The sequence below is a fragment of the Streptomyces sp. NPDC040432 genome (assembly GCF_055595445.1).
Map to the genome: position 1 here is coordinate 154,087 of NZ_JBVIVP010000014.1, position 26,725 is coordinate 180,811.

General features: G+C 71.5%; 30 protein-coding genes and 1 pseudogene. 11 read left to right on the top strand and 20 right to left on the bottom strand.

Annotation, left to right across the window (positions count from 1 at the left end):
* Positions 1-94: 94 nt before the first annotated feature.
* Positions 95-646, bottom strand: a complete 552-nt coding sequence (locus ACZ58N_RS25945) for a nuclear transport factor 2 family protein (protein WP_471164322.1) — start codon at positions 644-646, stop codon at positions 95-97.
* Positions 647-961: 315 nt separating this feature from the next.
* Here ACZ58N_RS25945 and ACZ58N_RS25950 point away from each other — a divergent pair, with 315 nt between their 5' ends.
* Complete coding sequence (locus tag ACZ58N_RS25950; protein WP_471164325.1) at positions 962-1,369, top strand: PPOX class F420-dependent oxidoreductase; 408 nt, start codon at positions 962-964, stop codon at positions 1,367-1,369.
* Positions 1,370-1,405: 36 nt separating this feature from the next.
* Here ACZ58N_RS25950 and ACZ58N_RS25955 read toward each other — a convergent pair whose 3' ends face one another.
* Positions 1,406-1,648, bottom strand: coding sequence for a helix-turn-helix domain-containing protein (locus ACZ58N_RS25955; RefSeq protein WP_471164328.1), 243 nt, complete (start codon positions 1,646-1,648; stop codon positions 1,406-1,408).
* On the bottom strand, positions 1,648-2,133 hold the full coding sequence (locus ACZ58N_RS25960; protein WP_471164330.1) for a DUF2975 domain-containing protein: 486 nt from the start codon (positions 2,131-2,133) through the stop codon (positions 1,648-1,650). The genes ACZ58N_RS25955 and ACZ58N_RS25960 overlap by 1 nt, the downstream gene beginning before the upstream one ends.
* A 258-nt stretch (positions 2,134-2,391) precedes the next feature.
* Between ACZ58N_RS25960 and ACZ58N_RS25965 the strand changes: the two genes are divergently transcribed.
* A complete protein-coding gene (locus ACZ58N_RS25965) occupies positions 2,392-2,664 on the top strand; it encodes a hypothetical protein (protein ID WP_471164332.1) in 273 nt (90 codons plus the stop codon).
* Positions 2,665-3,013: 349 nt separating this feature from the next.
* Here ACZ58N_RS25965 and ACZ58N_RS25970 read toward each other — a convergent pair whose 3' ends face one another.
* A complete protein-coding gene (locus ACZ58N_RS25970) occupies positions 3,014-3,229 on the bottom strand; it encodes a hypothetical protein (protein ID WP_471164334.1) in 216 nt (71 codons plus the stop codon).
* A 442-nt stretch (positions 3,230-3,671) separates the two neighbouring features.
* On the opposite strand from ACZ58N_RS25970, the gene ACZ58N_RS25975 reads away from it, so the two are divergent.
* A complete protein-coding gene (locus ACZ58N_RS25975; protein WP_471164336.1) occupies positions 3,672-3,944 on the top strand; it encodes a hypothetical protein in 273 nt (90 codons plus the stop codon).
* Positions 3,945-4,054: 110 nt separating this feature from the next.
* Here the strand turns inward: ACZ58N_RS25975 and ACZ58N_RS25980 are convergent, their stop codons facing one another.
* Together ACZ58N_RS25980 and ACZ58N_RS25985 are read right to left on the bottom strand one after the other, a co-directional pair.
* Positions 4,055-6,016, bottom strand: a complete 1,962-nt coding sequence (locus ACZ58N_RS25980; protein ID WP_471164338.1) for an acyl-CoA dehydrogenase family protein — start codon at positions 6,014-6,016, stop codon at positions 4,055-4,057.
* A gap of 138 nt (positions 6,017-6,154) precedes the next feature.
* A complete protein-coding gene (locus tag ACZ58N_RS25985; RefSeq protein ID WP_471164340.1) occupies positions 6,155-6,313 on the bottom strand; it encodes a hypothetical protein in 159 nt (52 codons plus the stop codon).
* A gap of 169 nt (positions 6,314-6,482) precedes the next feature.
* Here ACZ58N_RS25985 and ACZ58N_RS25990 point away from each other — a divergent pair, with 169 nt between their 5' ends.
* Positions 6,483-7,871: a mycothione reductase gene (locus ACZ58N_RS25990; protein WP_471164342.1), complete on the top strand. Its 1,389-nt coding sequence runs from the start codon at positions 6,483-6,485 to the stop codon at positions 7,869-7,871.
* 17 nt (positions 7,872-7,888) lie between these two features.
* Here ACZ58N_RS25990 and ACZ58N_RS25995 read toward each other — a convergent pair whose 3' ends face one another.
* Entirely contained in the window at positions 7,889-8,647 is a 759-nt protein-coding gene (locus ACZ58N_RS25995) for a GbsR/MarR family transcriptional regulator (protein ID WP_471164344.1), read from the bottom strand.
* A 310-nt stretch (positions 8,648-8,957) separates the two neighbouring features.
* Between ACZ58N_RS25995 and ACZ58N_RS26000 the strand changes: the two genes are divergently transcribed.
* A complete protein-coding gene (locus tag ACZ58N_RS26000; protein ID WP_471164347.1) occupies positions 8,958-10,268 on the top strand; it encodes a serine hydrolase domain-containing protein in 1,311 nt (436 codons plus the stop codon).
* A gap of 283 nt (positions 10,269-10,551) precedes the next feature.
* On the opposite strand, the gene ACZ58N_RS26005 is transcribed toward ACZ58N_RS26000, so the two are convergent.
* Together ACZ58N_RS26005 and ACZ58N_RS26010 are read right to left on the bottom strand one after the other, a co-directional pair.
* On the bottom strand, positions 10,552-10,989 hold the full coding sequence (locus tag ACZ58N_RS26005) for an ATP-binding protein (protein ID WP_471164349.1): 438 nt from the start codon (positions 10,987-10,989) through the stop codon (positions 10,552-10,554).
* Positions 10,990-11,105: 116 nt separating this feature from the next.
* Positions 11,106-11,417: an STAS domain-containing protein gene (locus ACZ58N_RS26010; protein WP_471164352.1), complete on the bottom strand. Its 312-nt coding sequence runs from the start codon at positions 11,415-11,417 to the stop codon at positions 11,106-11,108.
* A gap of 212 nt (positions 11,418-11,629) precedes the next feature.
* Here ACZ58N_RS26010 and ACZ58N_RS26015 point away from each other — a divergent pair, with 212 nt between their 5' ends.
* The gene (locus ACZ58N_RS26015; RefSeq protein WP_471164353.1) at positions 11,630-12,337 is read left to right on the top strand and encodes a helix-turn-helix transcriptional regulator; all 708 of its coding nucleotides are present in this window, start codon (positions 11,630-11,632) and stop codon (positions 12,335-12,337) included.
* Positions 12,338-12,369: 32 nt separating this feature from the next.
* Positions 12,370-12,870 (top strand): DUF3291 domain-containing protein, encoded by a 501-nt coding sequence (locus ACZ58N_RS26020; protein ID WP_471164356.1) that lies wholly within the window; start codon positions 12,370-12,372, stop codon positions 12,868-12,870.
* A 210-nt stretch (positions 12,871-13,080) separates the two neighbouring features.
* Here ACZ58N_RS26020 and ACZ58N_RS26025 read toward each other — a convergent pair whose 3' ends face one another.
* The 3 genes from ACZ58N_RS26025 to ACZ58N_RS26035 all read right to left on the bottom strand — a co-directional run bounded on the left by ACZ58N_RS26025 (position 13,081) and on the right by ACZ58N_RS26035 (position 16,009).
* Positions 13,081-13,845, bottom strand: a complete 765-nt coding sequence (locus ACZ58N_RS26025) for an SDR family NAD(P)-dependent oxidoreductase (RefSeq protein ID WP_471164359.1) — start codon at positions 13,843-13,845, stop codon at positions 13,081-13,083.
* Between the two features lie 95 nt (positions 13,846-13,940).
* Positions 13,941-15,353 (bottom strand): MFS transporter, encoded by a 1,413-nt coding sequence (locus ACZ58N_RS26030; RefSeq protein WP_471164361.1) that lies wholly within the window; start codon positions 15,351-15,353, stop codon positions 13,941-13,943.
* A gap of 71 nt (positions 15,354-15,424) precedes the next feature.
* Entirely contained in the window at positions 15,425-16,009 is a 585-nt protein-coding gene (locus tag ACZ58N_RS26035) for a TetR/AcrR family transcriptional regulator (RefSeq protein WP_471164363.1), read from the bottom strand.
* 345 nt (positions 16,010-16,354) lie between these two features.
* On the opposite strand from ACZ58N_RS26035, the gene fabV reads away from it, so the two are divergent.
* On the top strand, positions 16,355-17,581 hold the full coding sequence (gene fabV / locus ACZ58N_RS26040; protein WP_471164366.1) for an enoyl-[acyl-carrier-protein] reductase FabV: 1,227 nt from the start codon (positions 16,355-16,357) through the stop codon (positions 17,579-17,581).
* Positions 17,582-17,662: 81 nt separating this feature from the next.
* On the top strand, positions 17,663-18,580 hold the full coding sequence (locus ACZ58N_RS26045) for a Vgb family protein (protein WP_471164368.1): 918 nt from the start codon (positions 17,663-17,665) through the stop codon (positions 18,578-18,580).
* A 203-nt stretch (positions 18,581-18,783) separates the two neighbouring features.
* On the opposite strand, the gene ACZ58N_RS26050 is transcribed toward ACZ58N_RS26045, so the two are convergent.
* The 7 genes from ACZ58N_RS26050 to ACZ58N_RS26080 form a co-directional block, all read right to left on the bottom strand.
* Positions 18,784-19,302, bottom strand: coding sequence for a hypothetical protein (locus tag ACZ58N_RS26050; protein ID WP_471164371.1), 519 nt, complete (start codon positions 19,300-19,302; stop codon positions 18,784-18,786).
* 216 nt (positions 19,303-19,518) lie between these two features.
* Positions 19,519-20,172, bottom strand: coding sequence for a CE1759 family FMN reductase (locus ACZ58N_RS26055; protein ID WP_471164373.1), 654 nt, complete (start codon positions 20,170-20,172; stop codon positions 19,519-19,521).
* The gene (locus tag ACZ58N_RS26060) at positions 20,169-21,332 is read right to left on the bottom strand and encodes an LLM class flavin-dependent oxidoreductase (protein WP_471164376.1); all 1,164 of its coding nucleotides are present in this window, start codon (positions 21,330-21,332) and stop codon (positions 20,169-20,171) included. The genes ACZ58N_RS26055 and ACZ58N_RS26060 overlap by 4 nt, the downstream gene beginning before the upstream one ends.
* Positions 21,333-21,491: 159 nt before the next feature.
* Positions 21,492-21,986 (bottom strand): MarR family winged helix-turn-helix transcriptional regulator, encoded by a 495-nt coding sequence (locus ACZ58N_RS26065; protein WP_471164378.1) that lies wholly within the window; start codon positions 21,984-21,986, stop codon positions 21,492-21,494.
* A gap of 54 nt (positions 21,987-22,040) precedes the next feature.
* Entirely contained in the window at positions 22,041-22,469 is a 429-nt protein-coding gene (locus ACZ58N_RS26070; RefSeq protein ID WP_471164380.1) for an STAS domain-containing protein, read from the bottom strand.
* Positions 22,466-23,548 (bottom strand): cobalamin B12-binding domain-containing protein, encoded by a 1,083-nt coding sequence (locus ACZ58N_RS26075; protein WP_471164383.1) that lies wholly within the window; start codon positions 23,546-23,548, stop codon positions 22,466-22,468. Before ACZ58N_RS26075 ends, ACZ58N_RS26070 begins: the two co-directional genes overlap by 4 nt.
* Entirely contained in the window at positions 23,545-25,137 is a 1,593-nt protein-coding gene (locus ACZ58N_RS26080; protein WP_471164406.1) for a PP2C family protein-serine/threonine phosphatase, read from the bottom strand. Before ACZ58N_RS26080 ends, ACZ58N_RS26075 begins: the two co-directional genes overlap by 4 nt.
* Positions 25,138-25,494: 357 nt before the next feature.
* Here ACZ58N_RS26080 and ACZ58N_RS26085 point away from each other — a divergent pair, with 357 nt between their 5' ends.
* Positions 25,495-25,848, top strand: a complete 354-nt coding sequence (locus ACZ58N_RS26085) for an STAS domain-containing protein (protein ID WP_471164385.1) — start codon at positions 25,495-25,497, stop codon at positions 25,846-25,848.
* Between the two features lie 67 nt (positions 25,849-25,915).
* On the top strand, positions 25,916-26,332 hold the full coding sequence (locus ACZ58N_RS26090; RefSeq protein WP_471164388.1) for an ATP-binding protein: 417 nt from the start codon (positions 25,916-25,918) through the stop codon (positions 26,330-26,332).
* Between the two features lie 42 nt (positions 26,333-26,374).
* Here ACZ58N_RS26090 and ACZ58N_RS26095 read toward each other — a convergent pair.
* Positions 26,375-26,585: pseudogene (locus tag ACZ58N_RS26095) on the bottom strand (fic family toxin-antitoxin system, toxin component); the annotation flags it as partial.
* Positions 26,586-26,725: the final 140 nt, after the last annotated feature.

Genomic DNA, 26,725 nt, shown 5'->3' on the forward strand with positions numbered 1-26,725 from the left:
TGCACTACGGCCCCAACACCCCGGGAAGCCCCCACCTCCTGCCCGGCCGGGCAGGACGAACGCCCTGCCCGGCCGCTGCCGAGCCCCCCGCCGGTCAGGAGGCGGGCGGGGTCCAATCCGCGGGCAGGCCGGACTGGGCGAGGACGTCGGCGAGGCTGTAGTGGTCCTGGTCGGCAACGATGCGGCACCCGTTCCGGTCGAGGTCGAGGAGCGTGGTCATCGGCACCGCGAAGGGCTTGGGCGCGCCCTTGAGGTGGCCCGAGTAGACGGACTCGACGGTGATCCGGCCACTGTCGCGGCGCACGGTGCGCAGGGTGACGTGGACGTCGTCGATGAGGCGGTCGGCGCGGGCCTTCCACCCGGAGATCTCCGTGCGGCCGCGGAAGGTGATGCCCACGGCCCGGTCGGTGTAGGTGCCGTCGCTGGTGAACAGGTCGCCCAGCGCCCGGGGGTTGGTGCCGTTCCAGGCCCGGGCCCAGTCGGTGACGATCCTCGGCGCGCGCCGTCCGGCGTCCTGCGCGGCATGGGAGGCCCGGACGGTCGTGGTCGTGGCGGCGGTCGCGGTGGCGACGGTGGCGGCCGTGGTCGCGCAGAAGGCCGCGGCGGCGATCAGTACGGTCATGGCGCGGGGCGGACGGGGCGTCATGGTGGTGCTCCTCGGTGTGCGGGTCGGGTGTGCGGGTGTGCCGGGTCGGGTTCGACCGGCACGGCACCCAGGCTCACGTCAGGTGGTGTCCACCGGCCAGAGGCGACGGGGGCGGGGACTGTCCACCGCTGTCCGCGCCCGTCCACCCGGTCGTGGCGGGGCCGGGACGGGCCGCCGTTCGGGTGAACCGGATCCGTCGCCGGTCCGCCCCTCGCCGCGCCGTCGGAAGGAGTCGTTCCGGGTCGGCCGGTCTCTGCGAAGCTGGGTGTGCCGTCCGCCCCCTGGGCGGTGTAGTCCGCTGAAAGGAACTCGACCGTGACGGCTGCGCTCTCCGATGACCTGAAGCAGATCATCGACGACACCCCGGTCTTCGCCTCCATCGCCACGATCCAGCCCGACGGCAGTCCCCAGGTGTCCGTCACCTGGCTGGCCCGCGACGGCGACGACCTGCTCTTCTCCACCACCATCGGGCGCCGCAAGGAGAGGAACCTGCGGCGCGATCCGCGGGTCACCGTACTGATCAACCCGCACAACGCCCCGTACACCTATGCCGAGGTCCGCGGCACGGCGGAGCTCACCACGGAGGGCGGACAGCAGCTGATCAACACGCTGTCCCGCAAGTACACCGGCAAGGAATACGCGGACTTCAACCCTGCGTCCGCCGAGGACAGCGATCGCGTCGTCGTCCGCGTCGTCCCGCGCAAGGTCGTCGGATCCCTCTGATCCGGCCCGGTCGACCCGGTGCGCCGCCGGGCGTTCTCAGACCCGCGCCGGCGGCGCCTCGTCCGCCGCGACGTCCTCGGCCTCCCAGCGCAGCAGGTCGCCCGGTTGGCATTCCAGTACCTCGCAGAGCGCGGCGAGCGTCGCGAAGCGCACCGCCTTGGCGCGGCCGTTCTTGAGCACCGCCAGGTTGGCGGGCGTGATGCCGACGCGGTCCGCGAGGTCACCCACGGACATCTTCCGCCGGGCCAGCATCACATCGATGTCGACGACGATCGGCATCAGATCACCTCGTCCAACTCGGCCTGCATCCGCGCCGCTTCGACATCGCGTGCCACGGCCTGGACGAGCAGCATCCGCAGCACGAGCACGATGAGCGCGACCCCCAGGACGGCCAGGCCGATCCCGCCCATGATGACGGTGACGCCCGGGTCCTCCCGTTGGCCCGGCGCGTTGATCGCCGTGACCACGAACCACAGGAGGGCGATCACCACGATCGAGCCGATCACGGCGTCCACGTACCGGAAGGCGGCGTGCGAGAACACGGTTCCGCGGCGCACCATGGCCACCAGCCGCCAGATGCTGCCCAGGGCGACCTGACCCGCGACCATCCCCAGGATCACGATCACGCGCAGTGGGGTCAGGGGCAGCCTCCCGTCCTCCGGATCGTTGACCATGGCCCACATCATCGACACCTGTACGAACACGGTGCCGGTGAGCACCACCGCGAGCACGGCACGAAGCGCCCGCACTGCCAGTTTTCCCATGACCCATCCCTCCATCGACTTGCGATGGAAATCTATCGAATATCGATAGGTGGAGCAAGGGGGAGGTGGGTCGATGACGCGACCGTGTCCGCCCGACAGTGGCCAGCGGCGCAACTCGCGAGAGGCTCATCCTCCTGATGCGCTTCGGCCAGGAATGAAGCAGGCCCGGATCGGTGCCGCCTCGGCATCTCCCGGACGCACCGAAAGCCTGTTCTGTCGGCCGGGCGTTCGGATCGGTTTGTGGGGCAGGCGGACTCCATGACCACTCATGACAGCGAATCCCGCGAATCCCGTACGCCCGAACCGGAGCTGCCGGCCAAGGTTCCCGAGAACGACGACGCCCTCACGCCCGACCTGCCCCCGCGTGTCGTCGAGGCGCCGGACCTATGGGACGGCGCGGCCGAAGGCGACGGCGAACCCCGTGAAGAGGCGGGCGAAGGATCGCGGGAAGAGCCGCGGGAGCAGGCGGGGGAAGGGGTCGACCGGCCTGCCGAGCCCAAGGATCCGAAGCCTCAGGAGGCCACGGACTGACGTCCTCGGTCGGAAGGGGTGTGTCGCGCTCGGCGGGCGACGGCCGGGCGCGACGCTCGCCCGGCGGTGGTGATGCCGCGAGGTGCGCCGGTCGGCGGGCCGCAGGCGACTCCCAGGGGGGAGAGGGGGAGCCGCCTGCGGTCACCCAGCCGCGGTGGCCGCCCGTCTCCTGAGGCGTCCACCGTACCCACGCGTGTGTCCCGAAGCCTCGCCGCCAAACCCTCGTACGCCAGGAATTCTTCTCCCCGCTCAATCGCTCCCTCCACCTGCGCTACGCCGAGGGCGTCCGCGCCGCCGTACGCCGCTTCCCCGCCCCTGTTCGAGGGCTCGCCCACGGACGGCGTCAGACTCAGGTCCACACCTCGGGACCGCCGCCCTCCCAGCGGATCGGCCCGTCCTCGGACAGGTCCACGTCCTCCAGGCCGGCGCGACGCAGGAACTCCGACACGTCCCCGGGCGTGTGGGCGCGTCCGAGGTCCGCGTCCACGCCCAGCGCGTGCACGGTCACTTTCCGCCCGCCCTGGGGCGACACGGGGTGAATGACGATTTCCGTCTGGTCGGGCATGCGTCCAGCCTGCGCCCGACCGGCCCGCGGGGCACCTCGAACCGGCCCTCCCCGCCGGCAGCCGGCGGCCCCCGGCGGGGGAGCTCGGCTGCGGCGCCGGCGCGGTCCGAAGCACCGTGTGGACGGGCAGGACCTGCGACGGCACGCGGCGGGGGAGGGCGTGGAGACTCCCGGGCCCCTGCACTCCGTACGGCGCGGCGGCCGCCCGGCCCTCCGGCGCGCAGGAGGGGTGCCGGCGTCGGGCCGCGCCTGCGCGCCGTCGATGAAGGTGCGCGGCTGCAGTGCTGGAGCTCGACGCCGCAGGGGGGCGGTTCCACCCGCCCGCAGGTCCCGACCCGGGCACCCAAGTGGCCGCATTGTCAAAGGACTTCGGGGTATTCGCGGGCTAGGCCGGCCCTCCTCGGGACCGGACCTCGGGTGATCGTTTCCGAAGGAGTGGAAGATGACGACGCAGTACGGCAACCAGCCCACGGGACACGGCACCGGAAGCGCCCCGGGCGGCGCGTCGACCGGCAACGTCCTGAGCATCATCGCGATCGTGCTGGGCGTGATCTCCCTGATCGTCCTGCCGATCGTCTTCGGTGTGATCGGCCTGATCCTGGCCATCGTCGCCAAGGCCGTCCGCCACGAACGGCTCGCCACGATCGCCATAGTGGTGAGCGCCGTCGGTCTCGTGGGCGGCATGGTCCTCGGTGCCATCGTGGCCGGCTCCTGATCCGAGTCCGCCCCGGTGACGCCTCGGCCGGTGGTCCGACCCCCTACGGAGGGTGCGGACCACCGGCCGAGGCGGTGTCGTGTCCGATTCGGGCACCCGCCCGACCCGGTTCAGCCCACCAGGTCCGGCGCCCGCAGCATCGAGGTCGGGACGCCCCAGGCGTCGACCAGGTCGACCGCGAGGGGACGGACCTTGCGGCAGAGGTCGGTCACCTCACGGCTGATCGCCTTGGAGCGCTGGACGGTCAGCCGCCCGTGCTCCATGAACCACGCCCGGTCCGCCTCGATCGTCGACAGGGCGAACAGGTCGCACAGCAGGCCCAGCGCCGCCTTCTCGTCCCCGTCGGGCAGGCCCCGCACCTGGTCGACGAACGCTTCCGTCACCAGTCGCTCGACGTGCGCCCGAGCGAGCGCGATCACATGGTCCTGGACCTGCGAGAACACCGCGCCCGGATCACCCTTCTGGTCGATGCCGCGCTTGATCCGCCGGGCCAGGCCGGCGAGCATGTGCTCCTCCCGGAAACGGACCATGGCGAGCTGGTACTCCGAATCGAGCAGGCCGGCCTCCCGGTCCCACTCGTCGCCGCCGGGCAGGAGGTCGCGTACCCGTTCCAGCAGTTTGTGCGCCGAGGTCCGCTCGATGACCGTCTCCACGGCGAGACCGGTGACGTACCGGACCATGCCGAGTTGGTCGAGGTCCTCGAACTCGCTCGCGTGATCGGTGAGCAGCCCCTTCGCCACCAACTGCAGAAGGACGTGGTTGTCGCCCTCGAAGGTGGTGAAGACGTCACTGTCGCCCTTGAGGGCCGCGAACCGGTTGACGGCGAGGTAGCCGGCGCCACCGCAGGCCTCGCGGCACTCCTGGACGACCCGGGTGGCGTGCCAGGTGCCGAGCGCCTTGATGCCCGCGGCCTGTGATTCCAGCCGGCGCCGAGCCTGCGCGTCGTCCTCGATGTCGGAGAAGACATCGTGCAGTTGGGTGCGCACGACGTCCTGCGCGGCGTGGAGGGCGTACGTCCGGGCGATCAGCGGCAGCAGTCGGCGTTGATGCAGGCCGTAGTCGAGGAGCACCTGCTCCCCGGTACCCGGGTCGGCCTCGAACTGCTTGCGCCGCACCGCGTACTTGGTGGCGATCGTCAGCGCGACCTTGGCGACGTTGATCCCGGCGCCCGCGACGCTGACGCGCCCCTGCACCAGGGTGCCGAGCATCGTGAAGAAGCGCCGATTGGGGTTGTCGATCGCACTCTCGTAGACGCCGTCCGGGGTGACGTCGGCGAACTTGTTGAGCAACGCCTCGCGCGGTACCCGCACGCCGTCGAACCGGATGCGGCCGTTGTCCACACCGTTGAGCCCCATCTTGCGCCCGTCGTCCTCGATCCGGACACCGGGCGCCGTCGTTCCGTCGACCCGGAGGGGGACGACGAAGGCGTGAACGCCCCGGGACCGGCCGTCCACCTTCAATTGTGCGAAGACGACGCCCAGTTCGGCGTGCCGGGCCGCGTTGCCGATGTAGTCCTTGCGTGCCTGCTCGTCGGGAGTGGTGATGACGAACTCCCGGCTCGCGGGGTCGTACTCGGCGGTGGTCCCGAGCGCCTGGACGTTGGAGCCGTGTCCGGTCTCGGTCATCGCGAAGCAACCCATGAGCTCGCCGGTGATCAGGTCCGGGAGGTACGCCTCGTGGTGGCGTTCGGTGCCCAGATGCAGGATCGCGCCGCCGAACAACCCGAACTGCACGCCGACCTTCACCAGGACGGACAGATCACCGAAGGCCAGCGTCTCGAAGGCGGCGATCGAGGCCCCCACGTCACCGCCCCCGCCGTACTCGGGTGGAAAGCCCATGCCGGTCTGGCCGGTCGCGGCCATCCGGACGACGATCTCCCGCACCCGCTCGCGAAAGGCGTCGATGCCGAGCTCGTCGGCCTCCTGGAGCACGGAGGCGTACGTCGTCAGGTTGGTGCGGACGAGGTCACGGATCCCGGCGTACTCGCCGTCGAGCACCGCTGTCAGCGAGGCGACGTCGATCTCGGGCTGTACGTAACCGGTCACGGGGGTGGATGTGTTCTCGGAAGCCATGCCGCTCCGCTACCCCACCGCCCGACGATCAACCGGGGACGAGCGAGTGGCGGTCGCCGCGGTTCAGGGCGCGGGGAGGGGCGTGATGGAACGGGCGCGTCGGGTCGCGGCGGGGGTACGCGATCGGGCCGGTCGCCGTCACGGTTGCCGCAGGTGGGGCGATCTTCTCTCCATGACCGCGGGGTGGAATCCCTGGGTCGGGCTGCGGTGGATGAGGCGGCCCAACAGCAGGCCGAGGGCTGTTGCCGCGAGGGTCCAGACGCCGAGGACGACAAGTGCGGTGAGCCATAGGGGCATGGCGGCAACTCCGTTCGGAAGCGAGAGGTGGTGCGCGGTTGCTACCTCATGCCCTACACGTGGGGGGACCATGCGCGCCGGTTGTTCACATGGTCTGCACCTTCAACATTTCGTCAGGTGCTGCGTGCCGTTCGCGGATACATCCGGGATGCGGGGGTACGTTCCGCCGATGCGTACTCATGACCTGGTGATCGTAGGGGCGGGCTCCGGCAACGCCCTCCTGGACGACCGGTTCTCCCACCTTCGGGTTGCCCTCATCGACGAGGGACCCTTCGGCGGTACCTGCCTGAACCGCGGCTGCATCCCCAGCAAGATGCTCGTGCACGTGGCGGACCTCGTGGCCGGTATCCGCGACGCCGACCGGTTCGGTGTACGGGCGCGGCTGAGCGGCGTCGACTGGTCCGCCGTCCGGGAGCGGGTCTTCGGGCGGCTGGACCGACAGGCCGCCGAGGGGGAGCAGGGCCGCCGCGACGCCCCGAACATCGATGTCTTCAAGGGGCGCGCCCGCTTCACCGGGGACCGCACGTTGACCATCGGGAGCGGCGCGGACACCGTCACGGTCAGCGGTGAGCAGATCGTCGTGGCCGTCGGCAGCCGCCCGGCCGTACCTGCCCCGGTACGCGAATCCGGGTTGCCGTACGAGACCTCCGACACGGTGATGCGCCTGGACCGCCCGCCCCGGCACCTGGCGGTTCTGGGTGGTGGCTACATCGCCGCCGAGCTCGCGCACGTCTTCCACGCCGCGGGCAGCCGCATCACGGTCATCGAGCAGGAGGACACCCTCCTCTCCGCACAGGACGGGGCGGTCGCCACCGCCTACACGGAGATCGCCTCGGACCGGTACGACGTCCGTACGGGAACGGCACTGACCCGGGTGGAGGGCGAGCCGGGGCGGCTGTCCCTGGTGCTGGACGACGGTACGACCGTGGAGGCGGACACCTTGCTGGTCGCGGTCGGGCGCGCACCGAACAGCGACCGGATCGACGCCCGCAAGGCCGGGATCGACCTCCACGACGACGGCCGGATCGCCGTCGACGCCTTCCAGCGCACCAGCGCCCCGGGGGTGTTCGCGCTCGGCGACGTCTGTACGCCGTTCCCCCTCAAACACGTGGCGAACCGGGAGGCACGGGTGGTGGCGCACAACCTGCTGCATCCCGGCGACCCGGTCCGCACCTCCCACGAGGCAGTGCCCGCCGGGGTGTTCACGCACCCCCAGATCGCGCAGGTCGGCCGGACGGAGGAGCAGTGCCGCCAGGAGGGACTCGACTACGCGGTCTCCGTGCGCCGTTTCTCGGACACCGCCTACGGCTGGGCCCTGGAGGACGGCACCGGTTTCTGCAAGGTCCTCGCGGACCGCCGCACCGGGCAACTGCTCGGCGCCCACATCCTCGGCCCGCAGGCCGCGAGCCTGATCCAGCCGCTGGTGGTCGCCATGAGTCTCGGTATCGACGCCGGAGCGCTCGCCCGGACCCCGCTGTGGATCCACCCCGCACCCACCGAGGCGGTCTCGAACGCGCTCCTGGACCTGGATCTCGCGCAGGGCCCGGGATCGTCCTGAGGGCGCGGCCCACCCCGCTAATCCTGGTCGGAATGCGAGCGGGGGACGCCGTCGTCCGAGGCCCGTTCGGGCCTCGTGTGGAGGACTTCGCGGGCCTGGTCGGCGGCTCGGCCGATGCTCTCCGAGATGAAGGTGACGAAGCGGGCGATGTTCTCCAGGCGGTGGGCGGCCGGAGTGTGGGGGCCGAGGATGGCGACACCCTGCCGGGCGACGTCGCCGAGGTGGGCGGTGGCCCGGGCGCTCGCCATCGTCGACTGGTACAGGACGTCGTCGTCGACGACATAGCGCTCGCGACGCCGTTCGTCACGTTCCCGACGGATGAGTCCCTGACTTTCGAGGAACGTGATCGCCTTGGACACGGAGGCCGGGCTGATCTGCAGGCGCCCGGCGAGCTCGGACGCGGTGAGGCTGCCGGTGTCGGTGGTGTAGAGGCCGGCGAGCACCCGGGCCGTCATCCGGGGCAGGCCCGACTGCATGAAGACGGTCGCGAACACCTCCTCGTACTCGCGCACCGCCTCGGCGTCCCGCCCGTGGGCCTGCTCGGGCGCCTCCGCGCCCCTGGACACGGGCTGCCTGCGACGGTGCGCGCGGCGTTCCGTGGCCCGGTGCGCCAGGTCGGCGCGGTAGGCGGTGGGGCCACCGTTGCGCATCACTTCGCGCGTGACCGTCGAGGTCGGGCGGTCGAGCCCCCGGGCGATCTCGGCGTAGGCGAGGCCGTCTCCCACTCCCAGCTCGATCTGTCGGCGTTCCTGCTGGGTGAGCCTGCCTCCCGGCATCGCGGTCTCCTTCGTGGTCGAGGGCGCCCAGCCTAACGTTCGCCTCCAGATCAATGCAACGCGATCTTCGAGACGTGTTGCATTAATTCTCGGACCAGTGCAACGGGCTGGCCCTCTTTACCTGCACCCGAGTCGTTCACACGCAACGCCTGCCTTGCCCACGTGGAAAACGCAACGTAGCTTTCGAACCTCCGAAAGTGGTGGTCGGCGAGGGTGTCCACGGTGTGGAGAGGTCGGTGCGCGCGCTTGTCGAGGCGCCGTCCCGCACGGGCTTGACCCTGACCCTGCGTCAGGGTCGGACGCTTCATCCATGAACACGACGACAACGCCTCGACAGACCTCCTCCGGCGCCACCCACGCCTCCGCCCCGCACGACGACCGTCCGACCCGGGACCGGACCGGCCACCCGTTGCGTGCTCCCGGCCGCGGGATCCGAGCGGGACTGCGGCTGGTCATCGCCGCGGCGGTGGCGGGCCAGATCGCCATCGCGGCCCCGGCCGCATCCGCGGCGGGCCGGCCCGGCGATCGCGCCGGTGTCCAACGCGCACTGGACCGTGCCGTGGCCGATGGGGGAGTGCCCGGGATCCTCGCCACGATCCGGGACGGCCGCGACACGTGGGTCGGCACGGCCGGAGCAGCCGACACCACGACCGGCCGCCAGCGCCGGGCCCAGGACCGTTTCCGTATCGGCAGCACCACGAAGACGTTCACGGCCACCGTGATGCTGCAACTCGCCGCCGAGGGCAGGCTCACCCTCGACGACCCGGTGGAGAAGTGGCTGCCCGGCGTCGTACGGGGACCCGGCTACGAACCCGAGCGGATCACCATCAGGCAACTGCTCGACCACACCAGCGGGATCTACGACTACGTCAACGACGACGTCATGAGGGGCCGGGGCGCGGACCTGCCCTTCCTCACGCACCGCTTCGACAGCTACCGCCCCGAGGAGATCGTGCGGATCGGGGTGTCCCATCCGCCCACGTTCGCCCCGGGCGGCGGCTGGGCGTACTCCAACACCGGCTACTTCCTCGCCGGGATGATCATCGAGAAGGTGACCGGCCGGCCGCTCGCCACCGCGATCGAGCAGCGCGTCACCCGTCCGCTCGGCCTCACCTCGACGTATCTCCCGCGCGGTGACGATCCGCTGATCCACGGACCCCACGGCCGGCACTACTCGAAGCTGATGCTGACCGACCCCGACGCCGGTATCCACGACGTGACCGAACTCAACCCGTCGTGGGGGTGGGCTGCGGGCGGCATGATCTCGACGACCGGCGATCTCGACCGGTTCTTCCGCGCACTGTTGGGCGGACGGATCCTGCCCCCGGCCCAGCAGCGGGAGATGCTCACCATGGTCCCGACCAGGAACTGGATCCCGTTCACCACCTACGGGCTCGGTGTCGCCTCGCAGCAACTGTCCTGCGGCGTGACGGTATGGGGCATGGGCGGTGCCATCAACGGTTCCTGGACCTACACCTTCGGCACCCGCAACGGCACGCGGATGGTCTCGGTCAACGTCAACGGCGACTGGAACTCACCGATCACCACGTTCACGGACGTCCTGCAGGCGGAGTTCTGCCCGAACCCCGCCCCGGCACCGGCCGCACAGCCGCTCCGGTGACGGGGAGGGCCACCCGACCGGCCCGGCAACTGCCGCACTGCGGCGGCCTCGACGCGACGTGGAGGCAACCCGCCGCCCTACCGTCGGCCCGAGGTGCGGGGTGGGCGGGGCGGTGCCTCCGCCGGCGCGGTTGCCGCGCCGGTCCGCGCGGTGTTCCGTGCGGGGGTGCGCACCGAACCCCGCTCGCGGCACTGCGGCGGGGACCACCTCCACGGACCGCGCACGTTCCGACCGGAGGGCGGGTGGAACAGGGCGCCGGGCGCCTGCGGGACGGGGTGGTCGCTCAGTGGAGCTTCAGCTCCGCGGTGATCACCTTGCCGTTGCCGTGCCCGGTGACGGTCAGGCGAGCGGCGAGGCTCTGCACGAGCGGCCAGCCGTAGCCGCCGATCCGGTTTCCGGCCGGCGGGTCGGTGCGGGTGATCGGGGGCCGCGGGTCGTGGTCGGCGACGGAGACGCGGAGGGCGCCCTCGTGGACGCCGGCGTGGAAGGCGGCCAGACCGCCGCCGTGGCGGATGGCGTTCGTGACGAGTTCGGTGGTGACCATCAGGGCGTCCGTCACGGCGCGCGGGTCCCAGGGCAGACCTGTTCGTCGCAGCACGGCCGCGACCTGGGTGCGGGCGTCGGCCGCGGTCTCGGGTAGCGGGGCCGGTGGGGTCGGCGGGGAAGTTTCCGGGCCGGTCGTGCGTGTGCCCGGCTCGTCGCTGCCTCGTGACCGTCCCATGTCTGCGCGTCTGCCCGTTGCCGAATCGACCACGCGATCCTCGCCCACGTCGTTCGAGCGGTCATGGGGAAGGGTGACCGCCGGCTCGGACGATTCACGTGTGGCACCCGTGGGCGTCAGGGCCGGGCCGCCTCGTCCAGGGTGGGGCGCAGGTCGAGGACCTGGTCCGCGCCGGTGATCTCCAGGAGGCGCATGAGCCGGCTCTGTGGCGCGGCGATGCGCAGGGCCGTGGTGCGGTGGACCCTGATCAGGAGGTTCAGGAAGGAGGAGTCGGCGAACGTCAGGGCCGAGGCGTCCAGTACGACGGTGCGGTGGGTCGCGGCGGCTGCGATCAGTTCCTCGGCGATCGGTCCCACGGTGTCCGCGTCGTACTCGCCGGTGGCGGTGACGACCGCCACGGTGTCGGGCCCCTTGTGCATGTCTTCCATGGCCACAGCATGCCGGCCCGCGCACGGCGGGGAACAGGGTGTCAGCCCTCCGGGGCGCCGCGCCCGCTCGGGGGTGGTGGGCTATGTGAGGACCGCCCGGTGGATGGCGCTCACGTCGTTCGCCCTGTGTGCCCTCGCGATCGGTGGCCTGGTCCTCGGTCCGTGAGCCGGGGCGATCTATGTCCAACCTGAGTTGTTCTTAGAATGGTCGGGTGGAGGACATCGATGCGATCGCAGTGTTGCAGGACCCGGTCCGGCGCCGCCTTTACGAGTACGTGGTGGCTCAGGGCCGGGAAGTCGGCCGAAACGAGGCCGCCGAGGCGGCCGGGGTGACGCGCACGCTCGCCGCGCACCACCTCGACAAGCTGGTCGACGCGGGGCTCCTGGAGAGCGGCAGTCGCCGGCTGACGGGTCGGTCGGGGCCGGGTGCGGGCCGGCCCGCCAAGGTGTACACGCGGGCGCGGGTCGAGTGGTCCGTGTCGCTGCCCGCCCGCGACTACCGCACCGCGGCCGAGTTGCTCGCCGAGGCCGCCGAGAAGGCGGGACTGGACGACGGGCTCCGCGTGGCCGCCCGCCGGCGCGGCGAGGCCCTGCGCGGCGCGACGGCGCCCTGTGGAGACCTCGAAGAGGCCATGGGATTGCTGGCCGCCCGGGGCTACGAACCGCACCTGGAGGCCGCCGAGGGCCCCCGGGGCGAGGTCGGGGTGGAGGGGGGAGCCGCAGAGGGTGCGCCCGTCGTCCGCATGCGCAACTGCCCCTTCCACGCCGTGGCCGAGAGCTTTCCGCCGCTCGTTTGTGGCATGAACCTCGCCCTGTTGGAGGGGCTGCTCGGTACGGACGGCCCCGTCCGTGCCCGCATGGACGCCCGGCCCGGTGAGTGCTGCGTGGTGGTCGAGGATTCTAAAAACAATACTCATTGACATAGAAATGCGGGGCGTGTTGGGATGGGGTCATGACCCCATCCCGGCACGCCCGTGCCCCGCACCTCGCCCTCCTCAACGTCGCCACGCTCCTCCACCCGTTGGACGATCCGCGCATGGCGCCGTTCGTCGAGATGCTCGAACCGCTCAACTCGGCTGCCGACGGCACGCCCGGGTTCGTGTGGCGGCTCGTGGAGGAGGGGGCGAAGGACGCCACCGACCTGCGGCCGGCGGGGGAGGACGTCATCGTCAACATGTCCGTGTGGGAGACCCAGGAGTCCCTGTGGGACTTCACCTACCGGAGCGGCCACCTGGAGGCGATGCGGCGTCGCCGCGAGTGGTTCGCGCGACACGTCGAGCCGCACCTGGTCCTCTGGTGGATCCCCGCCGGCCACATCCCGACCGTCGAGGACGCACTGGAGCGGCTGGCGGACCTGCGGGCACACGGCCCGTCCCCGCGCGCCTTCACCTTCACCTCCTCCTACACCGCGGCCGAGGCCGCCCCGCACCTCCAACCCGCCGGCCCCGCCTGATCCATCCCCACGCCTCGCCGGCCGCGCCGCCGGCCACCGCGGGAACATGTCCGGCATGTCGCCGGAGGGCGGTTCGCGTCACGGCGACGGGAGGCGACCGATCACCCGGTCCCGCCCGCGAGGTGCACCGTCCGTCGACCGGATCGGATCCATCGGATCCATGGGACGGGCCGCCCCGGGCGCGGGACCGGCGGACGACCGGGAGCCCCGTCAGGCGGAGGCGCCGCCGTCGATGACCAGATCGGCCCCGACCACGGAAGCGGCATCCGACGAGGCCAGATACAGCACCGCCGCCGCGACCTCCTCCGTGGAGGAGACCCGCCCCAGCGGGGAGGAGCCCTTCATCCGGGCGGCACGATCCTCCTCGGTCTCGCCGGGGAACAGCGACATGGTGGTGTCGGACGCGCCGGGGCTGACCGCGTTGATGCGGATTCCGTCGGAGATGTGGTCCAGGGCGGCCGCCCGGGTCAGGGCGGAAACCGCCGCCTTGGTGGCGATGTAGCCGGCCGCGCCCGGGATGCGGGTGTGCGCGCCGAGGTTGGAGGAGATGTTGACGATCGCGCCCCCGGTCGGCTGGTCGCGCATGTGAGCCACCTCGGCCTGGAGGCTGAGGAGCACACCGGTGACGTTGACGTCGAGCAGGGTGCGCCAGTCCTCCTCGGGGAGGTCGGCCACGGGCGCGCCGCCCCGGAAGACCCCGGCGTTGTTGACGGCGACATCAAGAGTGCCGAACAGCTCGACGGTACGGCGAACGAGGGCCCGGACGTCGCCGGAGCGGGTCACGTCCGCGGTGACCGCGGCTGCCGTGCCACCCGCCTTCTCGATCAGGGCGACCGTCTCTTCGAGCGGTGCGGCGGTACGTCCGGCCACGACCACCGAGGCACCGGCGGCGGCGAAGGCGAGCGCGACGGCCCGGCCGATGCCGGAACCCGCTCCGGTGACGAGGACGGTCTTGCCCGTGAAGCGTGCGGTCATGATGATGACTCCCTTTGGTCGGTCGTATCCGCCCGCTCGGCGGCTACTCGGTCTGTCGGTTGTTGGGTTGTCCGCCGGGTCGACCGGTCGGTCGGTTATTCCGTGCGGCTGTTGAGGGCGGCGGCGACGGCGAAGGCGATGGCCGTCGCGGCGAGTGACGTGGCGTCGGAACCGAGGGTGAGCAGGGCCGCGAACACGACGGTCGGGCCGAGTTCCATCGCGGTGTTCATGACGCCACCCGCGAGTCCGGTCTGCTGCGGTTCCACCCCGTTCGTCGCGAGGACGGCGGCCCCCGCGAAGCCCGCGGCCACACCGACCGGCAACAGGAGCAGACCGGGGAGGAGCCCGTACGCGTAAGGGGTGTGGGGTGACAGGCCGGTCAGCGCGAGCAGCGCGAGTCCCGTCGCGGCGACAGCGAGCCCGGAGGTGGTGACGGCCGGCGCCCCGTACCGGGCGATGAGCGGGCCCGCGGTACGCCCCGAGGCGAGCAGTGCCACCGCGAAGGGGACGAAGGCGGCGGAGGTCCGCAGCGCGGACCATCCGCGGTCCTGCTGGAGGTCGAGTGAGAGCAGGACGAACGTGGTGGCGGTGCCGGCGGCGATCAGGCCGATGGCGGCGAGCGCGACGGCGCGGCGGCGGTCCCGGAGGAACCCGAGCGGGAGCAACGGGTCGTGGGCGCGGCGCTCGACGATCAGGAATCCGACGAGGAGGACGGCCCCGGTGAGCAGGGGAGTCAGGACGGCTGACGACCCCCAGGGGTGGGCGTCGGTGATGACGAGGCCGTAGCCGGCCAGGGTGATCCCGGCCGTGGCGAGCAACGCGCCCGACAGATCCGGGGATCGGCCCGTGTCCGCCCGGGTCGGGGGCAGCAGACGCGGTGCCAGGACAAGGGCGAGCGCGGCCACGACCACCGGGACGGCCAGGGCCGTCCGCCAGGACGCGAGCGTCGAGATGACTCCGGAGAGCAGGTTCCCCGCGGTCGCGCCGAGGACCGAGAGCCCTCCCCAGGTGGCCATCGCCCTGCCGTAAGCGGCGGGGCGGGGGAAGACCGCGCGCAGCACGGTCATGGCGGCCGGTGCGGTCAGCGCGGCACCGGCCCCCTGCGCGAAGCGGGCGGTGAGCAGGGCCGGGTACCCCGGGGCGAGCAGCGCGGCGAGCGACGCCGCGGCGAACAGGAGCAACCCGGCGGTGAGTGCCCGACGCCCGCCGAAACGGTCGGCCATGCGACCGCCGAAGAGCAGAAGTCCGGAGAAGGTCAGCCCGTATGCGGCGCTGAGGAGGATCAGGTCGTCCCGGTCGAGGGAGAATTCGCGGCCGATCCGGGGGAGCGGTACGACGAGGCAGGTGAGCGTGAAGATCAGCGATATCTGCACGGCGCCGAGCAGTGCGAAGGCCGGCCCGGGTGCGGGGCCGGGCCGGGGGTTGGGCGTGGTGGCGGGCGGGATGCTGCGGGCACGGCCCGGTGAGTCGGCTCCGGTCGCGGTTTTCGAGCTCTGGGTACCGTACATGTCTCCCCCTGATATTTGACTGAACGTTCCATAATGCGGCCATGCGGGAACCCCCTCGTAGGGGGTGTCACTCAGTCCAGCAGTCTCAGCGCCTGTTCGGCGGCGTCACGCACCCGGCCCGGGTCGTCCGACGCCTTGCCGACCACCCGGAGGCCCTGCATCAACACCAGCAGCATCCGTGCGAGCGCGCGCGGATCGCGGTCCGGGGGCAGTTCGCCCTGTGCCTGCGCCCGCATCAGCGTCGAACGCAGCAGGGTCTCGACGTGGTCCCAGCTCGCTTCGACCCGCCGGGCCGCGGCCGCGTCGTGCGCGCCCAGCTCGGCGGCCGTATTGGTGACGAAACACCCTTTCCGGCGCCGGTCTTCCGTGTTCGCCTCGGTGGCGAAGCGGCGCACCACCGTACGGACGGAGGGCAGCGCGGGACCCGGCTGCGACAGTTCGCCCAGCAGGTCGGAGTCGCGGTTCTCGTTGTACCGGTCGAGCGCCTTCAGGTACAGCTCGCGCTTGTTGCCGAAGGTGGCGTAGATGCTGGCGCGCCCGATGCCCAGGTGCTCGACGAGGTCCGCCATCGAGGTCGCCTCGTAGCCGCGCTGCCAGAACAGCTCCAGGGCTGACTGCAGCGCGGCGTCGGGGTCGAATTCCTTGGTCCTGGCCACACGGAAACCCTAGGTGATACTGAAACGATCAGTCAAATATCGGCGGGCGTCGGGTCGTCGAGCGCTGTCCGCGGCCTCGTCCCGGGTTCCTCCGCGGATGGCGGCCGCCCGGACGGACGTGAGGAGTGACAGGGCTCCGAAGGACGGTCACCGCCGCCCCAACGCCCAATACCGCGATGGGCGTTGCGGGTGTCATGAGCACTGGTGGAAACACTCCAAATCCGGTGCGTGATCATTGTCGTCGGCGGGGCCACCCCGCGCGGCGCCGCTGTCACAGACTGGCAGGACGCGGTCGGCCGGGTCGGTCGCCGCGTCCGTGCCCCGGCCGACTCAAGGACTGTCATCGTGACCGATCGCGTTCTCACCCCCCGAAACCGGGGCTTTCTCTTCCTCGATTCCCACCCGGTCGGCTGCCGGCAGTTGGTGGCGGACATGTGGCAGGCGTGCCCCGCCCCGACCGCCACCCCCGCCGACGTTCAGGAGGGGGACGGGCCGGTCGCGCTGGTCATCGGCTCCTCCGCCGGATACGGTCTCGCGGCCACGCTCGCCGGACTCAAGCGCGCCGGCATCCGCGGCATCGCGGTGTCCTTCGAGAAGGCCCCCACCGCGCGGCGAACCGCGACGGCCGGCTGGTACCGCACCGCCGCCACCGCCGACATCGCCCGCGCCGCAGGTCGGGATCTGGTCTTCCTGAACGGTGACGCGTTCTCCGACTCCATGAAGGACCAGGTCGCCGATCTCATCGAGCGCCGCTTCGGCGGTCGCCTGGACCATCTGATCTACTCCGTCGCCGCGCCCCGTCGTACCGACCCCGATACCGGTGCCACGTACGCCTCGGTGCTCAAGCCGATCGGTCGGGCCAACCTCACCAAGACGCTCGCCTTCGACGACGACGGTGTTCCCGAGGTCCGCGTGGTGGAGACCGCGCCGGCCGAGGGCGACGACGTGCGGCAGACCGTGGCGGTGATGGGGGGCGCGGACTGGGAGCGCTGGATCGACCACCTGGCCGGCCGGGGCCTGCTGGCCGACGGGTTCGCCACCGCGGCGCTGTCGTACATCGGGTCCTCGCTGACGGCCGCGCTCTACCGGCAGGGCACCATCGGCGCGGCCAAGACGCACCTGGAGGCCACCGCCCGAACGCTGAACGAGCGGCTCGAAAAGACGGTGGGCGGGCGGGCCGTGACCTCCGTCAACGGCGCGGCCGTCACCCAGTCGTCCACGGCGATCCCCGGCATCGCCCTCTACACCGGCCTCCTGCGGGGGGTCCTCGGCGAGGACCTCGTTCCGCCGATCCGACAACTCGCCGTCCTGTGGGACCAACTGACCGGAGTCGCCCCACTCGCCCTGGACGACGAGGGCCGGATCCGGCTGGACGCCTTCGAACTGACCGACGCGGTCCAGGCAGCCGTCGCCGAACGCTGGGAGAGCGCCACCACCGACACCATCGCGGAGCTGGCCGACCTGGACTGGTTCCGCGCCGAGGTCCGACGCCTCTACGGATTCTCCGTGCCCGGCGTCGACTACACGGCCCAGGTCGCCACCGCCATCCCCTGGCCCGACCACACTTCCTGACACCCGCCGGAGCGGTATCACCTAGACCCATGCTCCGGACTCCGGTTCCGGCGCGGCGGCCCCCCGAAAGGACATTCCGCTTTGACCACCACCCTCACCCCGCTCGCCACCCATGTCCTCCCGACCGCCGGCTCCGGGCCGTACGCCCTCGCCGTCGGACCGGACGGTCGGCTCTGGTGCACCCTCGTCCACGTCGGTCGCATCGCCCGACTCACCCCCTCGACCGGCCTCGTCGAGGAGTTCGCCCTGGACTCCGCGGACTGCGGCCCCACTCTGATCACCCACGGACCCGACGGCGCCATGTGGTTCACCCGCTACCGCGACCACCGGATCGGCAGGATCACGCCGGAGGGCGATTCCCGTACGTACGCGCTGCCCGGTGACGCGGGCGGACCCTACGGAATCGCCGCCGGGCCGGACGGCGCGCTGTGGTTCACCTGTACGAACACCGACCGCGTCGGGCGGATCGACACGGACGGCGCGATCCGTGAGTTCCCGTTGCCGTGCCAGGGGGGATTCCCGTCCTTCCTCACCACCGGACCCGACGGCGCGCTGTGGTTCACCCTCAACCAGGCGAACGCGATCGGCCGGATCTCCGTCTCCGGGGAGGTCCGCCTCCACCAGCTGCCCACCCCCGCCGCCGCCCCGGTCGGTCTCGCGGCCGGCGCCGACGGAAGCCTGTGGTTCGCCGAGATCGGCGCCGGGCGGATCGGGCGGCTCACGATCGGCGGTACGGGCGTGGACATCACCGAGTTCGCACTGCCCGAGGCCGACTGCCGCCCCCACGCCGTCACGGTCGCCCCGGACGGGTCCTGCTGGTTCACCGAGTGGGGCACGGGCCGCGTCGGCTCGGTCACCGCGGACGGGAAGATCACCGAACATCCGCTCACCGCGCCCGACTGCGAACCCCACGGGCTCGCGTTCGGCCCGGACGGCACCCTGTACGTGGCCGAGGAACACGGCCGGATCTCCCGCTGGAAGGTCGGTCACGCGATTTGAGGGCTCCGGCCCCGACGGCGAACGATCCTTTTCACACCCCCGGACGCTCGGCAGGATCCACGCCACCGGGAGGATGAGGACGCCGAGGGCGCAGCGCCCTGTTCCCGTCCCGTAGCCGGTGGAGGCGGGATTGCGACCCGGGGAGCCCGCCCCCGCCGCGCCGTTCGCGCTCATGGCGGGGGCCGGCCCCGGGGCTCCGGGGGTCAGGGCTTGATGACCGCCGTCCAGCCGAGGGTGCAGCTGAGGGCGGGCGCCGTGCAGGAGGTTTCGTAGACGTCGCCGGTGGTCGTGAGGACCTTCACGTAGACGCGCTCGCCCGCCAGCTTCACGCCGACGCTGCACGTGTTGCGCGGGTAGCCGGGGGTGACGGGGAGGGTCAGGTCGCGCCAGGTGTAGGCGCCCGTGAGGGTGGGGCGGTAGCCGACGAAGGTCTTGCCGCGGGTGAGGGCGGCGCTGTACTCGCTGCCGGCGGTGGCGCCGGCCACGACGGCGATGTCGACGCACGGTCCGGCGGGTCCGGCGGGACCGGCCGGCCCGCGGTCACCCTTGGGTCCCTTGGGGCCCTGGGGGCCGCGCGGACCGTCGGAGGGTGCGTGCACCGAGTCCGTGCCGGGGGCGGCGACCGCCGTGGGAGCGGCGATCGTGGCGAGGCCGAGGGCGAAGGGCACGGCGAGAAGGGCCACCGGCCGCAACCGTCGCATGATCATGGGTACCGCGTTCATCCGAGCTCCTGGGGTCGTCGTGCTCAACCAGCGGAGCGTCGGCCACGTGCGTCGCAGGCAGCGCACGACGGGCGGATTGTCGGACAAATGTCAGTAGTTCGGAGCAACCGACTCGGCTGAACGGTACTGGCCGGAGGGGTCGACCGACGCAGGCCCGCCCCCGCCGTCACCAGGGCGGCCGGAGCGGGACGACGCCGGTTTCCGGGTCGGGGGCGACTACCCGGCCCCCAGCGCTGCCAGCCGTTGTTCGAAGGGCACCGGCTCGAAGCCGCCCGTCGGGTCCACCGACGTGATCGCGCCGGTCAGCGAGCGGGGGGCGACCGCGGCGGTGGTGTCGACGTCCGGGGCGTCCCGGTGCGGGGCGGGCGCCATGAACCGGCCCAGTTCCGCACCGGCACGGGCGATCCGCTGTGCCAGTCCCTCGTCGCCCCAGTCCTCCGAGGCCGCGTACACGGCGGTCGGCAGGACGAGCGCCCGGAAGTGGGTGAACAACGGGCGCAGCGCGTGCTCGGTGACCAGGGAGTGCCGGGCCGTTCCACCGGTCGCGCCGATGAGCACCGGCTTTCCGGTCAGGGCGTCCTTGTCCAGGAGGTCGAAGAACGACTTGAACAGGCCGCTGTACGAACCGGCGAACACCGGCGTGACGGTGATCAGGCCGTCCGCGGCCGCCACCGCGTCGAGCGCGGCCGCCAGCCGGGCCGGCGGGAACCCCATGACGAAGTGCTGGGCGATCTCCGTCGCGAGCTCCCGCAGCTCGATGACCTCGGACTCGGCGTCCACGAGGCCGAGCGTCTCGGCGGCGAGCCGGTCGGCGAGCAGCCGTGACGAGGAGGGCGAACCCAGCCCCGCCGATACGACGATGAGCTTCATGCCCGCGTCCCCTCCTTCGTGCCGCTCGTACCGTTCGTGCCGTGCGCGTTCTTCCGGTCCTTCAGGTCCTTCGGGACCTCGGGGGTCTGCCGGGCTGCCGCCACGCGGGCGGAGTGGGTCGGCGCGTCCGGCACGCCGGCCGGGCGCAGACTCGCGAACTCCTTGCGCAGCACCGGCACGACCTCCTCGCCGAGCAGATCGAGCTGCTCCAGCACCGTCTTCAGGGGCAGTCCGGCGTGGTCCACCAGGAACAGCTGACGCTGGTAGTCGCCGGCGTAGTCCCGGAAGGACAGGGTCCGCTCGATGACCTCCTGCGGCGATCCGACAGTCAGGGGCGTCTGCGAGGTGAACTCCTCCAGGGACGGTCCGTGGCCGTAGACCGGAGCGTTGTCGAAGTAGGGGCGGAACTCGCGCACCGCGTCCTGCGAGTTCTTGCGCAGGAACACCTGCCCGCCGAGGCCGACGATGGCCTGCTCCGGCGTGCCGTGCCCGTAGTGGGCGTAGCGCCGGCGGTACAGGTCCACCATCTGCCGGGTGTGGGAAGGCGGCCAGAAGATGTTGTTGTGGAAGAAGCCGTCACCGTAGTAGGCGGCCTGCTCCGCGATCTCGGGCGAGCGGATCGAGCCGTGCCACACGAACGGAGCGACGCCGTCCAGCGGGCGCGGGGTCGAGGTGAAGGACTGCAGCGGCGTACGGAACTTGCCCTTCCAGGTGACGATGTCCTCGTCCCAGAGCCGGCGCAGCAGCGCGTAGTTCTCGATGGCGAGGTCGATGCCGTCGCGGATGTCCTTGCCGAACCAGGGGTAGACCGGGCCGGTGTTGCCCCGGCCCATCATCAGGTCGACGCGGCCGTCCGCGACGTGCTGGAGCATCGCGAAGTCCTCGGCGATCTTCACCGGGTCGTTCGTGGTGATCAGCGTCGTCGACGTCGAGAGGATCAGGTTCTCGGTCCGGGCGGCGACGTAGCCGAGCATCGTCGTGGGCGAGGAGGGGACGAACGGCGGGTTGTGGTGCTCGCCGGTGGCGAAGACGTCGAGGCCGACCTCCTCGGCCTTCTGCGCGATGGCGAGCATGGCCTTGATGCGCTCGTGCTCGCCGGGCGTGCGTCCGGTCGTCGGATCGGGTGTGACGTCACCGACGGTGAAGATTCCGAACTGCATGGCTCCCCTTCCAGGGTCGTTGACGATTCAACTATACGCCGTAACGGAGGACGTCCGGGAGCTATTCCCGCGCCGAGGAGCCGTCCCGGACACGACGGGGCGACCGGACACGACGGGGCGACCGGGCGGGACGGGACGGACCCGGAGGGACCCGACCGATCAGACGGAGGGCGTAGGCCCGGGGAGGGCCGTCGTCGCGTCGATGCTCAGACGCAGGGCGTCGAGGCCGGTGACCAGGGCCTGCCGGTGGTCGGCGGTCATGAAGGCGAGGGCGTGGGAGAGCCTCTGCTCACGACGCTCCCTTATGTGCGCCAGGTGCTCCTCCCCGGCGGGCGTCAGCCTGAGGGTGACTTCGCGGCCGTTGCCGGGGCAGGGGTGGCGTGCGAGGAAGCCGATGGCCTCCAGGCGGTCGCACAGGCGGGTGACGGAGGAGGCGGCGGCGTCGAGCAGGTGGGCCAAGGCGCGCATGCGGATGCCGGGTTGGCGGCCCACCACGTACATGAGGCGCAGTTGCGAAGTGGAGGCCGGGCCGGTGGTGGCGCCCTGGCGGGCGCTCTCCCACATGACGTCGAGGAGTTCGACGATGTCGCTGACGGACCCGGCCGCGTCGTGGTCGCCGCCGTGCGGCCGGGGGGTCGGGGCCGGTACGGGCATCTGCGTTTCCTCACACGAGCGGTTCGCCCGGCGGTGGGTCAGCGCGTGAGTGGTTCAGCTGCTGGTGTCCGGGCTGGTGGGGCGGGCCGGTATGGAATCCTCCGAGGCGGCGGACGGTCTCGGCTCCGCGGAGGATCCGGAGTGGCCCCCTGCCTCCGGTGCGGTGAGGTGTTCCAGGGTACCGGTCACCCTCAGCATGCGCTCCAGTTGAGCGGGTCGGTGATCGAGGTGGAGGAGGGCGCCCGCCGCGTCGGTACGTCGCCGGATCATCAGCAGCGTCGACAGTCCGGTCGCGTCGACGCCGGCGAGGTTCGTGCAGTCCAGACGAACTCCCCGTAGGCCGACGGATTTCGCCAGCACGTCCCCGACCGCGTCCAGGAGGGCGTCGCCGCAGTGGCGGTCGAGGTCGCCGCGCAACTCGATGCGCACGGTGTCGTGGGTGTCGACGTAGGTCAGGTGGAGTCCGGAGGGCGTGGTGGTCATCGGTGGGTCCCGGCGGCGGTGAGAAGGGTACGGGTCAGGAGGTCGGAGCCGGATCGCAGGATGCCGGCGGCGCGGGGGAAGTCCTTCAGCTCGCGGCCGAGGAGTTCCAGTGCGGGCAGGAGGCTGTTCGCGGGGACGCCGCGCGCGGCGAGCACGTCGGCGGTCCATACGAGGAACCCGCCGAAGAGGTCCTCGTCGTCGGTGTACAGGGCGGTGGCCAGGAACTCCACGATGTGGGAGAGGTCCTCGGCCGTGTGTTCCCTCTGCAGTTCGTCGTAGTCGCGCATCGCCGGGTAGGCGTCCTCCAGTGCGGCGAGGACGGCTTGGACGAGTTGGGGGCGGCTGCGGGTGACGAGCGTGTACTCCTGATCGATCAGGTGCGGGAGGTCGTCTATCGGCTGGTGGTCCGGCTGCGGGCGCGGCAGTGGCCGTCGGGCCAGGTCGTCGGCGGCCGTGCGGGCGTCGGGCGCCCAGGCGTCGGCCCCCAGGAGGCGGGCGAACCGTCCGTCCGTACCGAAGGCCGCTCCGCCCACGAGTACGGGTGTGCCGGTGGCCTGGCAGGCGGTGATCGTCGCGTGGGCCGTGGGGAGCCTGGTGGCGATCGAACCGGAGAGGGCGACGGCGTCGGGACCCGTCCGGTGGATGTGCGCGACGAGGTGGTGCGTCGGGACCTGGGCGCCCAGGTAGTCGACCCGCCACCCCCGCAGACGCAGCACCTCGGCCAGCAGGCGGGCCGGCAGGCCGTGCCATTCGCCGTCCACGCAGGCCACCGTGATGCGGCCGCGGGCCGGCTCGGTGCGCGCGGCCGGGTGCAGGGCGACGAGGGCCACCGCCCGGTCGTTGATCGCCGTGGCCGAGTGTTCCTGGGCGACGCTGATCCTGTTGGCGGCCCACTCCGCGCCGACGCGGCCCTGGACCGGGGCGATCACGTCGAGAAGGAGGTCCTCCGGATCGGCCCCCTTGTCGAGCGCCCGACGGACCGTCGCGGCCGCGACCTGCTCGTCGCCCTGACACACGGCCTGCCACAGCAGTTCCGTCAGGTCTTCGAGGGTCGGGGGCTTCGCGAGGTCCATGGTCATGCGGTGAACCTGCCCCGTGTGTGCCCGTTCACCGCGCTCAGGTGGTTGGTGCGTGGAGCCGAGATGACCACGACGGCCATGTCGTCGTGGCGGCCGGTCCCCACCCACTGGGACGCGAGCATCTGGACCCGCTCGACGACGGCCTCCGCGGGCATTCCGGCGCACTCGGCGAGAGCCCGGCGCAGCCGGACCTCACCGAACATGGAGCCGCCCAGCGGACCTCCGCGCGCCTCGGTGATCCCGTCGGTGTACAACACGCAGGTTTCGCCCGGAGCCAAGGTCACCGGCACCGTCTCGGTGGTCACCTGGGGCAGCGCGCCGACCAGGGTGCCCTGCGTGGCTGCCTCCTCGACGTCGCCGTCGGCCCGCACGATCAGCGGTGCGGGATGACCGGCGCTGGTCAGCCGCAACTTCACGGTGTTTCCCTCACGGGCCGCGGAGGCCAGCACCATGGTCGCGAAGCGGGCGTTGTGCGTGTTCAGGAGCGAGGTGTTGAGCAGGCTCAGAATCCGCTGGTGGTCATCCGCCATCGGCAACAGGGCGTGCAGGGTGTTGCGGATCTTCCCCGTCATCACGGCGGCCTCAAGTCCCTTGCCGCACACGTCCCCGAGGACGACGAGCGAGGCCTCGCCCTCCACGCTGGAGGGGTGGACGTCGTAGAAGTCGCCGCCGATGCGCTCGTGGTCCCGGGCGGGACGGTAGCCGCCCGCGTACTCCACACCGGAAACCTGGTGCAACGACGGCGGAAGCAGCTCCCGCATCAGCGTCTCGGTGATCGACGCCTGCTCCGCGTACAACCGGGCCGCCGACATCGCGGCGCCCGCCCGGGCGGCGAACAGCCGGGCGAAGACCTCCTCCGCCTCCGTGAACGCGGAACTGTCGGTGCCGCGCAACAGGATCAGCGCGCCCGCGGGTACGCCGTGCCCCGGCAGCGGGGTGATCACGATCGAACCGACCTCGCCGAAGCCGTCCGGGATGAGCCAGGCCGGGGCGACGGAGGGATCGATCCAGCGGGAGGGCACGGGCGGGAACCCCTGGAGGGCCTCACCCAGTCCCGGGACCTCCTCCGGGGCTCCGGCCACGCGGGACGACGACGGCGCCCCGCCCCGCAGGCAGGTCACCACCGGCAATTCGGGTCCGTTGGCGGGCGCGATCACGAGCGCCGCGTCGGCGAGGTGCTCGGCGGCCATCTGCGCCGTGACGTCCATGCACCGCTCCAGATTGAGGGAGGAGAGGAGCAGGTTGGACGCCTTGGTGAGAAAGGCGGTGCGCTCCCGTTCCATCCGCAGCGCCTCGCGTGCCAGGCGGTGATCGGTGTCATCGACCAGCCACCACACGACGGTTCCGTCGTGGCCCGCCAAGGGATGCGCCTCGTAGGCGCGGTCCCCGACCTGGCCCTCGACGATCCGGTCCGTGGCGGAGGCCGGTGGTTGGGGCGCGGCATCGGGAAGCAGGTACCGCGCGTGGGCGGTGGACAGCCAAGCCGGTACGGCAGCCGCCAGGGCCGCTCCCGGGCGCGCCGCGGGAAAGACCTGTTCCGCCGCCCCGTTGGCGAACACCACGACTGACCGGGTGTCCACGACGAGCACGGGGTAGGGGGCCTCACCCCACGGGAGGTCGGGTGCGGTCGCGGGAATTGTCTGGGCGAGATTCACCAAACGTTGAAGGTCCGCTGCGCGAACCCCTCACCTCGATTGCCTAGAAGAAAATTCTTGCCCTCAGGCAACCATCCTTCATGAACCACTCCCTTGGCAACCGAGCCCCGCTCGCAGTGGCCCCGTACCGGGCGCGTGGTGATCGGACGCACGCCGCTTCCGGGAGCTGAACCGTTCCATGGTGATGATTGCCACCAAACCGACATTCGACTGCCGTGCCGCATCTGTTCGTTGACGGCGGGTGCGAACCGTAGGTGTGGACCCCCGTTGGGGGTGTAGCAGAATATCGGGATGACTGGAGACGAGAACGAAGCCGTGGTCACCGTGACCACACGCGATGGCATCACCGTGGTCCACCTCCACGGCGACCTCGACGACGACACCGCCCCCGCGGCATCCCGAGCCCTGGGCGAGGCCGCCACAAGTGGCGCCGACCGGACGGTGGTCGACCTGTCCGGAACCTGTTTCGCGGATTCCGCCATTCTTCACGCCCTGCTGCAGGCCCAGAAGGCCCACGCCGCGGCGGGACGGGTACTCGTTATCGCCGGCCCGCTCCAGCCGGTCGTCCGCCGTTTGTTCGACGTCACCGGATCGGGGAGGGCCTTCCGTATGACGGACAGCCTGGAGACCGCGATGACATGCTGAGGCCTCCGCTCCACCGAAGCAGCCGGAAGCGGCGTATTCGTCACGATCAAGGGCAGGCGATGTCGGTATGAACCTGCCCACAACGGCCGACGAATTCTCGGACGCCACGGCCCGAAGGGATGCGCCCGTGCAGGCCTCCGTCACCCCGGCCGGTGCCCGGCACGCCGTTGCCGAGCTCCTGCGGCAGGCAGGTGTCGGTCTGGACGGAGTCACGGCCGCCGACGCGCTCCTGGTCACCTCGGAACTCGTCACCAACGCGATCCGCCACGGCGGCGGGCTCACCGGCTTCCGTACCGGCACCGGGGACGGTGCCCTGCACCTTTCGGTGAGCGACGCGAACCCCGACGTCCCGTTCGCGCGCACGGCCGAACCCGATCACCCGGGAGGGTTCGGCTGGCCGCTGATCCGACGCCTCGCCGAACGGGTCGAGATCACCCCGGCGGCCGGCGGCAAGACCATCACCGTCGTCGTGCGCCTGACCTGACCTGACCGGGTTCCGCGGTCTGTGGCGTCCGCAGCGTCGACGTCAGGTGGTGGGCCGGCTCCGCAGCGGTGCGGCGATCCTTTGCGCGGTGCAAGCGGGGTCGAGGAGCACGTCCCCGAGGGCGACGGCGTCGTCCCGGTCGGGTTTCGTGTGGATGCCGGCGGCTTCGAGGTGTGTGGGCGAGCGCGGCGGCTTTGGTGTAAGGGCCGTCGTGCAGCGGCTGCTCGAACAGTTCGGAGCGATGTCCCGCAACGCAAAAACGCCCAGCCGGGTTCCGGCCGAGCGTGCATGCGTTCGTGCGTTCGTGTGTGTCTGTTGGGTTCCGCTGGTGGGTCAGTACCAGTGGTGGGTCTGCCAGAAGTTCCAGGCGCCGACGGGGCTGCCGTAGCGGGA

Coding starts and splice junctions, on each gene's coding strand:
- ACZ58N_RS26070 (WP_471164380.1), bottom strand. CDS start 22,469: ATGACCACCACGCCCTCCGGACTCCACCTGACCTACGTCGACACCCAC.
- ACZ58N_RS25970 (WP_471164334.1), bottom strand. CDS start 3,229: ATGCCCGACCAGACGGAAATCGTCATTCACCCCGTGTCGCCCCAGGGC.
- ACZ58N_RS25995 (WP_471164344.1), bottom strand. CDS start 8,647: ATGCCGGGAGGCAGGCTCACCCAGCAGGAACGCCGACAGATCGAGCTG.
- ACZ58N_RS26025 (WP_471164359.1), bottom strand. CDS start 13,845: ATGACCGCACGCTTCACGGGCAAGACCGTCCTCGTCACCGGAGCGGGT.
- ACZ58N_RS26055 (WP_471164373.1), bottom strand. CDS start 20,172: ATGAAGCTCATCGTCGTATCGGCGGGGCTGGGTTCGCCCTCCTCGTCA.
- ACZ58N_RS25990 (WP_471164342.1), top strand. CDS start 6,483: ATGCGTACTCATGACCTGGTGATCGTAGGGGCGGGCTCCGGCAACGCC.
- ACZ58N_RS25980 (WP_471164338.1), bottom strand. CDS start 6,016: ATGGCTTCCGAGAACACATCCACCCCCGTGACCGGTTACGTACAGCCC.
- ACZ58N_RS26020 (WP_471164356.1), top strand. CDS start 12,370: ATGACCCCATCCCGGCACGCCCGTGCCCCGCACCTCGCCCTCCTCAAC.
- ACZ58N_RS26030 (WP_471164361.1), bottom strand. CDS start 15,353: ATGTACGGTACCCAGAGCTCGAAAACCGCGACCGGAGCCGACTCACCG.
- ACZ58N_RS26000 (WP_471164347.1), top strand. CDS start 8,958: ATGAACACGACGACAACGCCTCGACAGACCTCCTCCGGCGCCACCCAC.
- ACZ58N_RS25960 (WP_471164330.1), bottom strand. CDS start 2,133: ATGGGAAAACTGGCAGTGCGGGCGCTTCGTGCCGTGCTCGCGGTGGTG.
- ACZ58N_RS26085 (WP_471164385.1), top strand. CDS start 25,495: ATGACTGGAGACGAGAACGAAGCCGTGGTCACCGTGACCACACGCGAT.
- ACZ58N_RS25975 (WP_471164336.1), top strand. CDS start 3,672: ATGACGACGCAGTACGGCAACCAGCCCACGGGACACGGCACCGGAAGC.
- ACZ58N_RS26050 (WP_471164371.1), bottom strand. CDS start 19,302: ATGAACGCGGTACCCATGATCATGCGACGGTTGCGGCCGGTGGCCCTT.
- ACZ58N_RS25945 (WP_471164322.1), bottom strand. CDS start 646: ATGACGCCCCGTCCGCCCCGCGCCATGACCGTACTGATCGCCGCCGCG.
- ACZ58N_RS25985 (WP_471164340.1), bottom strand. CDS start 6,313: ATGCCCCTATGGCTCACCGCACTTGTCGTCCTCGGCGTCTGGACCCTC.
- ACZ58N_RS26060 (WP_471164376.1), bottom strand. CDS start 21,332: ATGCAGTTCGGAATCTTCACCGTCGGTGACGTCACACCCGATCCGACG.
- ACZ58N_RS26010 (WP_471164352.1), bottom strand. CDS start 11,417: ATGGAAGACATGCACAAGGGGCCCGACACCGTGGCGGTCGTCACCGCC.
- ACZ58N_RS26090 (WP_471164388.1), top strand. CDS start 25,916: ATGAACCTGCCCACAACGGCCGACGAATTCTCGGACGCCACGGCCCGA.
- ACZ58N_RS26065 (WP_471164378.1), bottom strand. CDS start 21,986: ATGCCCGTACCGGCCCCGACCCCCCGGCCGCACGGCGGCGACCACGAC.
- ACZ58N_RS26075 (WP_471164383.1), bottom strand. CDS start 23,548: ATGACCATGGACCTCGCGAAGCCCCCGACCCTCGAAGACCTGACGGAA.
- ACZ58N_RS25955 (WP_471164328.1), bottom strand. CDS start 1,648: ATGCCGATCGTCGTCGACATCGATGTGATGCTGGCCCGGCGGAAGATG.
- ACZ58N_RS26005 (WP_471164349.1), bottom strand. CDS start 10,989: ATGGGACGGTCACGAGGCAGCGACGAGCCGGGCACACGCACGACCGGC.
- ACZ58N_RS25965 (WP_471164332.1), top strand. CDS start 2,392: ATGACCACTCATGACAGCGAATCCCGCGAATCCCGTACGCCCGAACCG.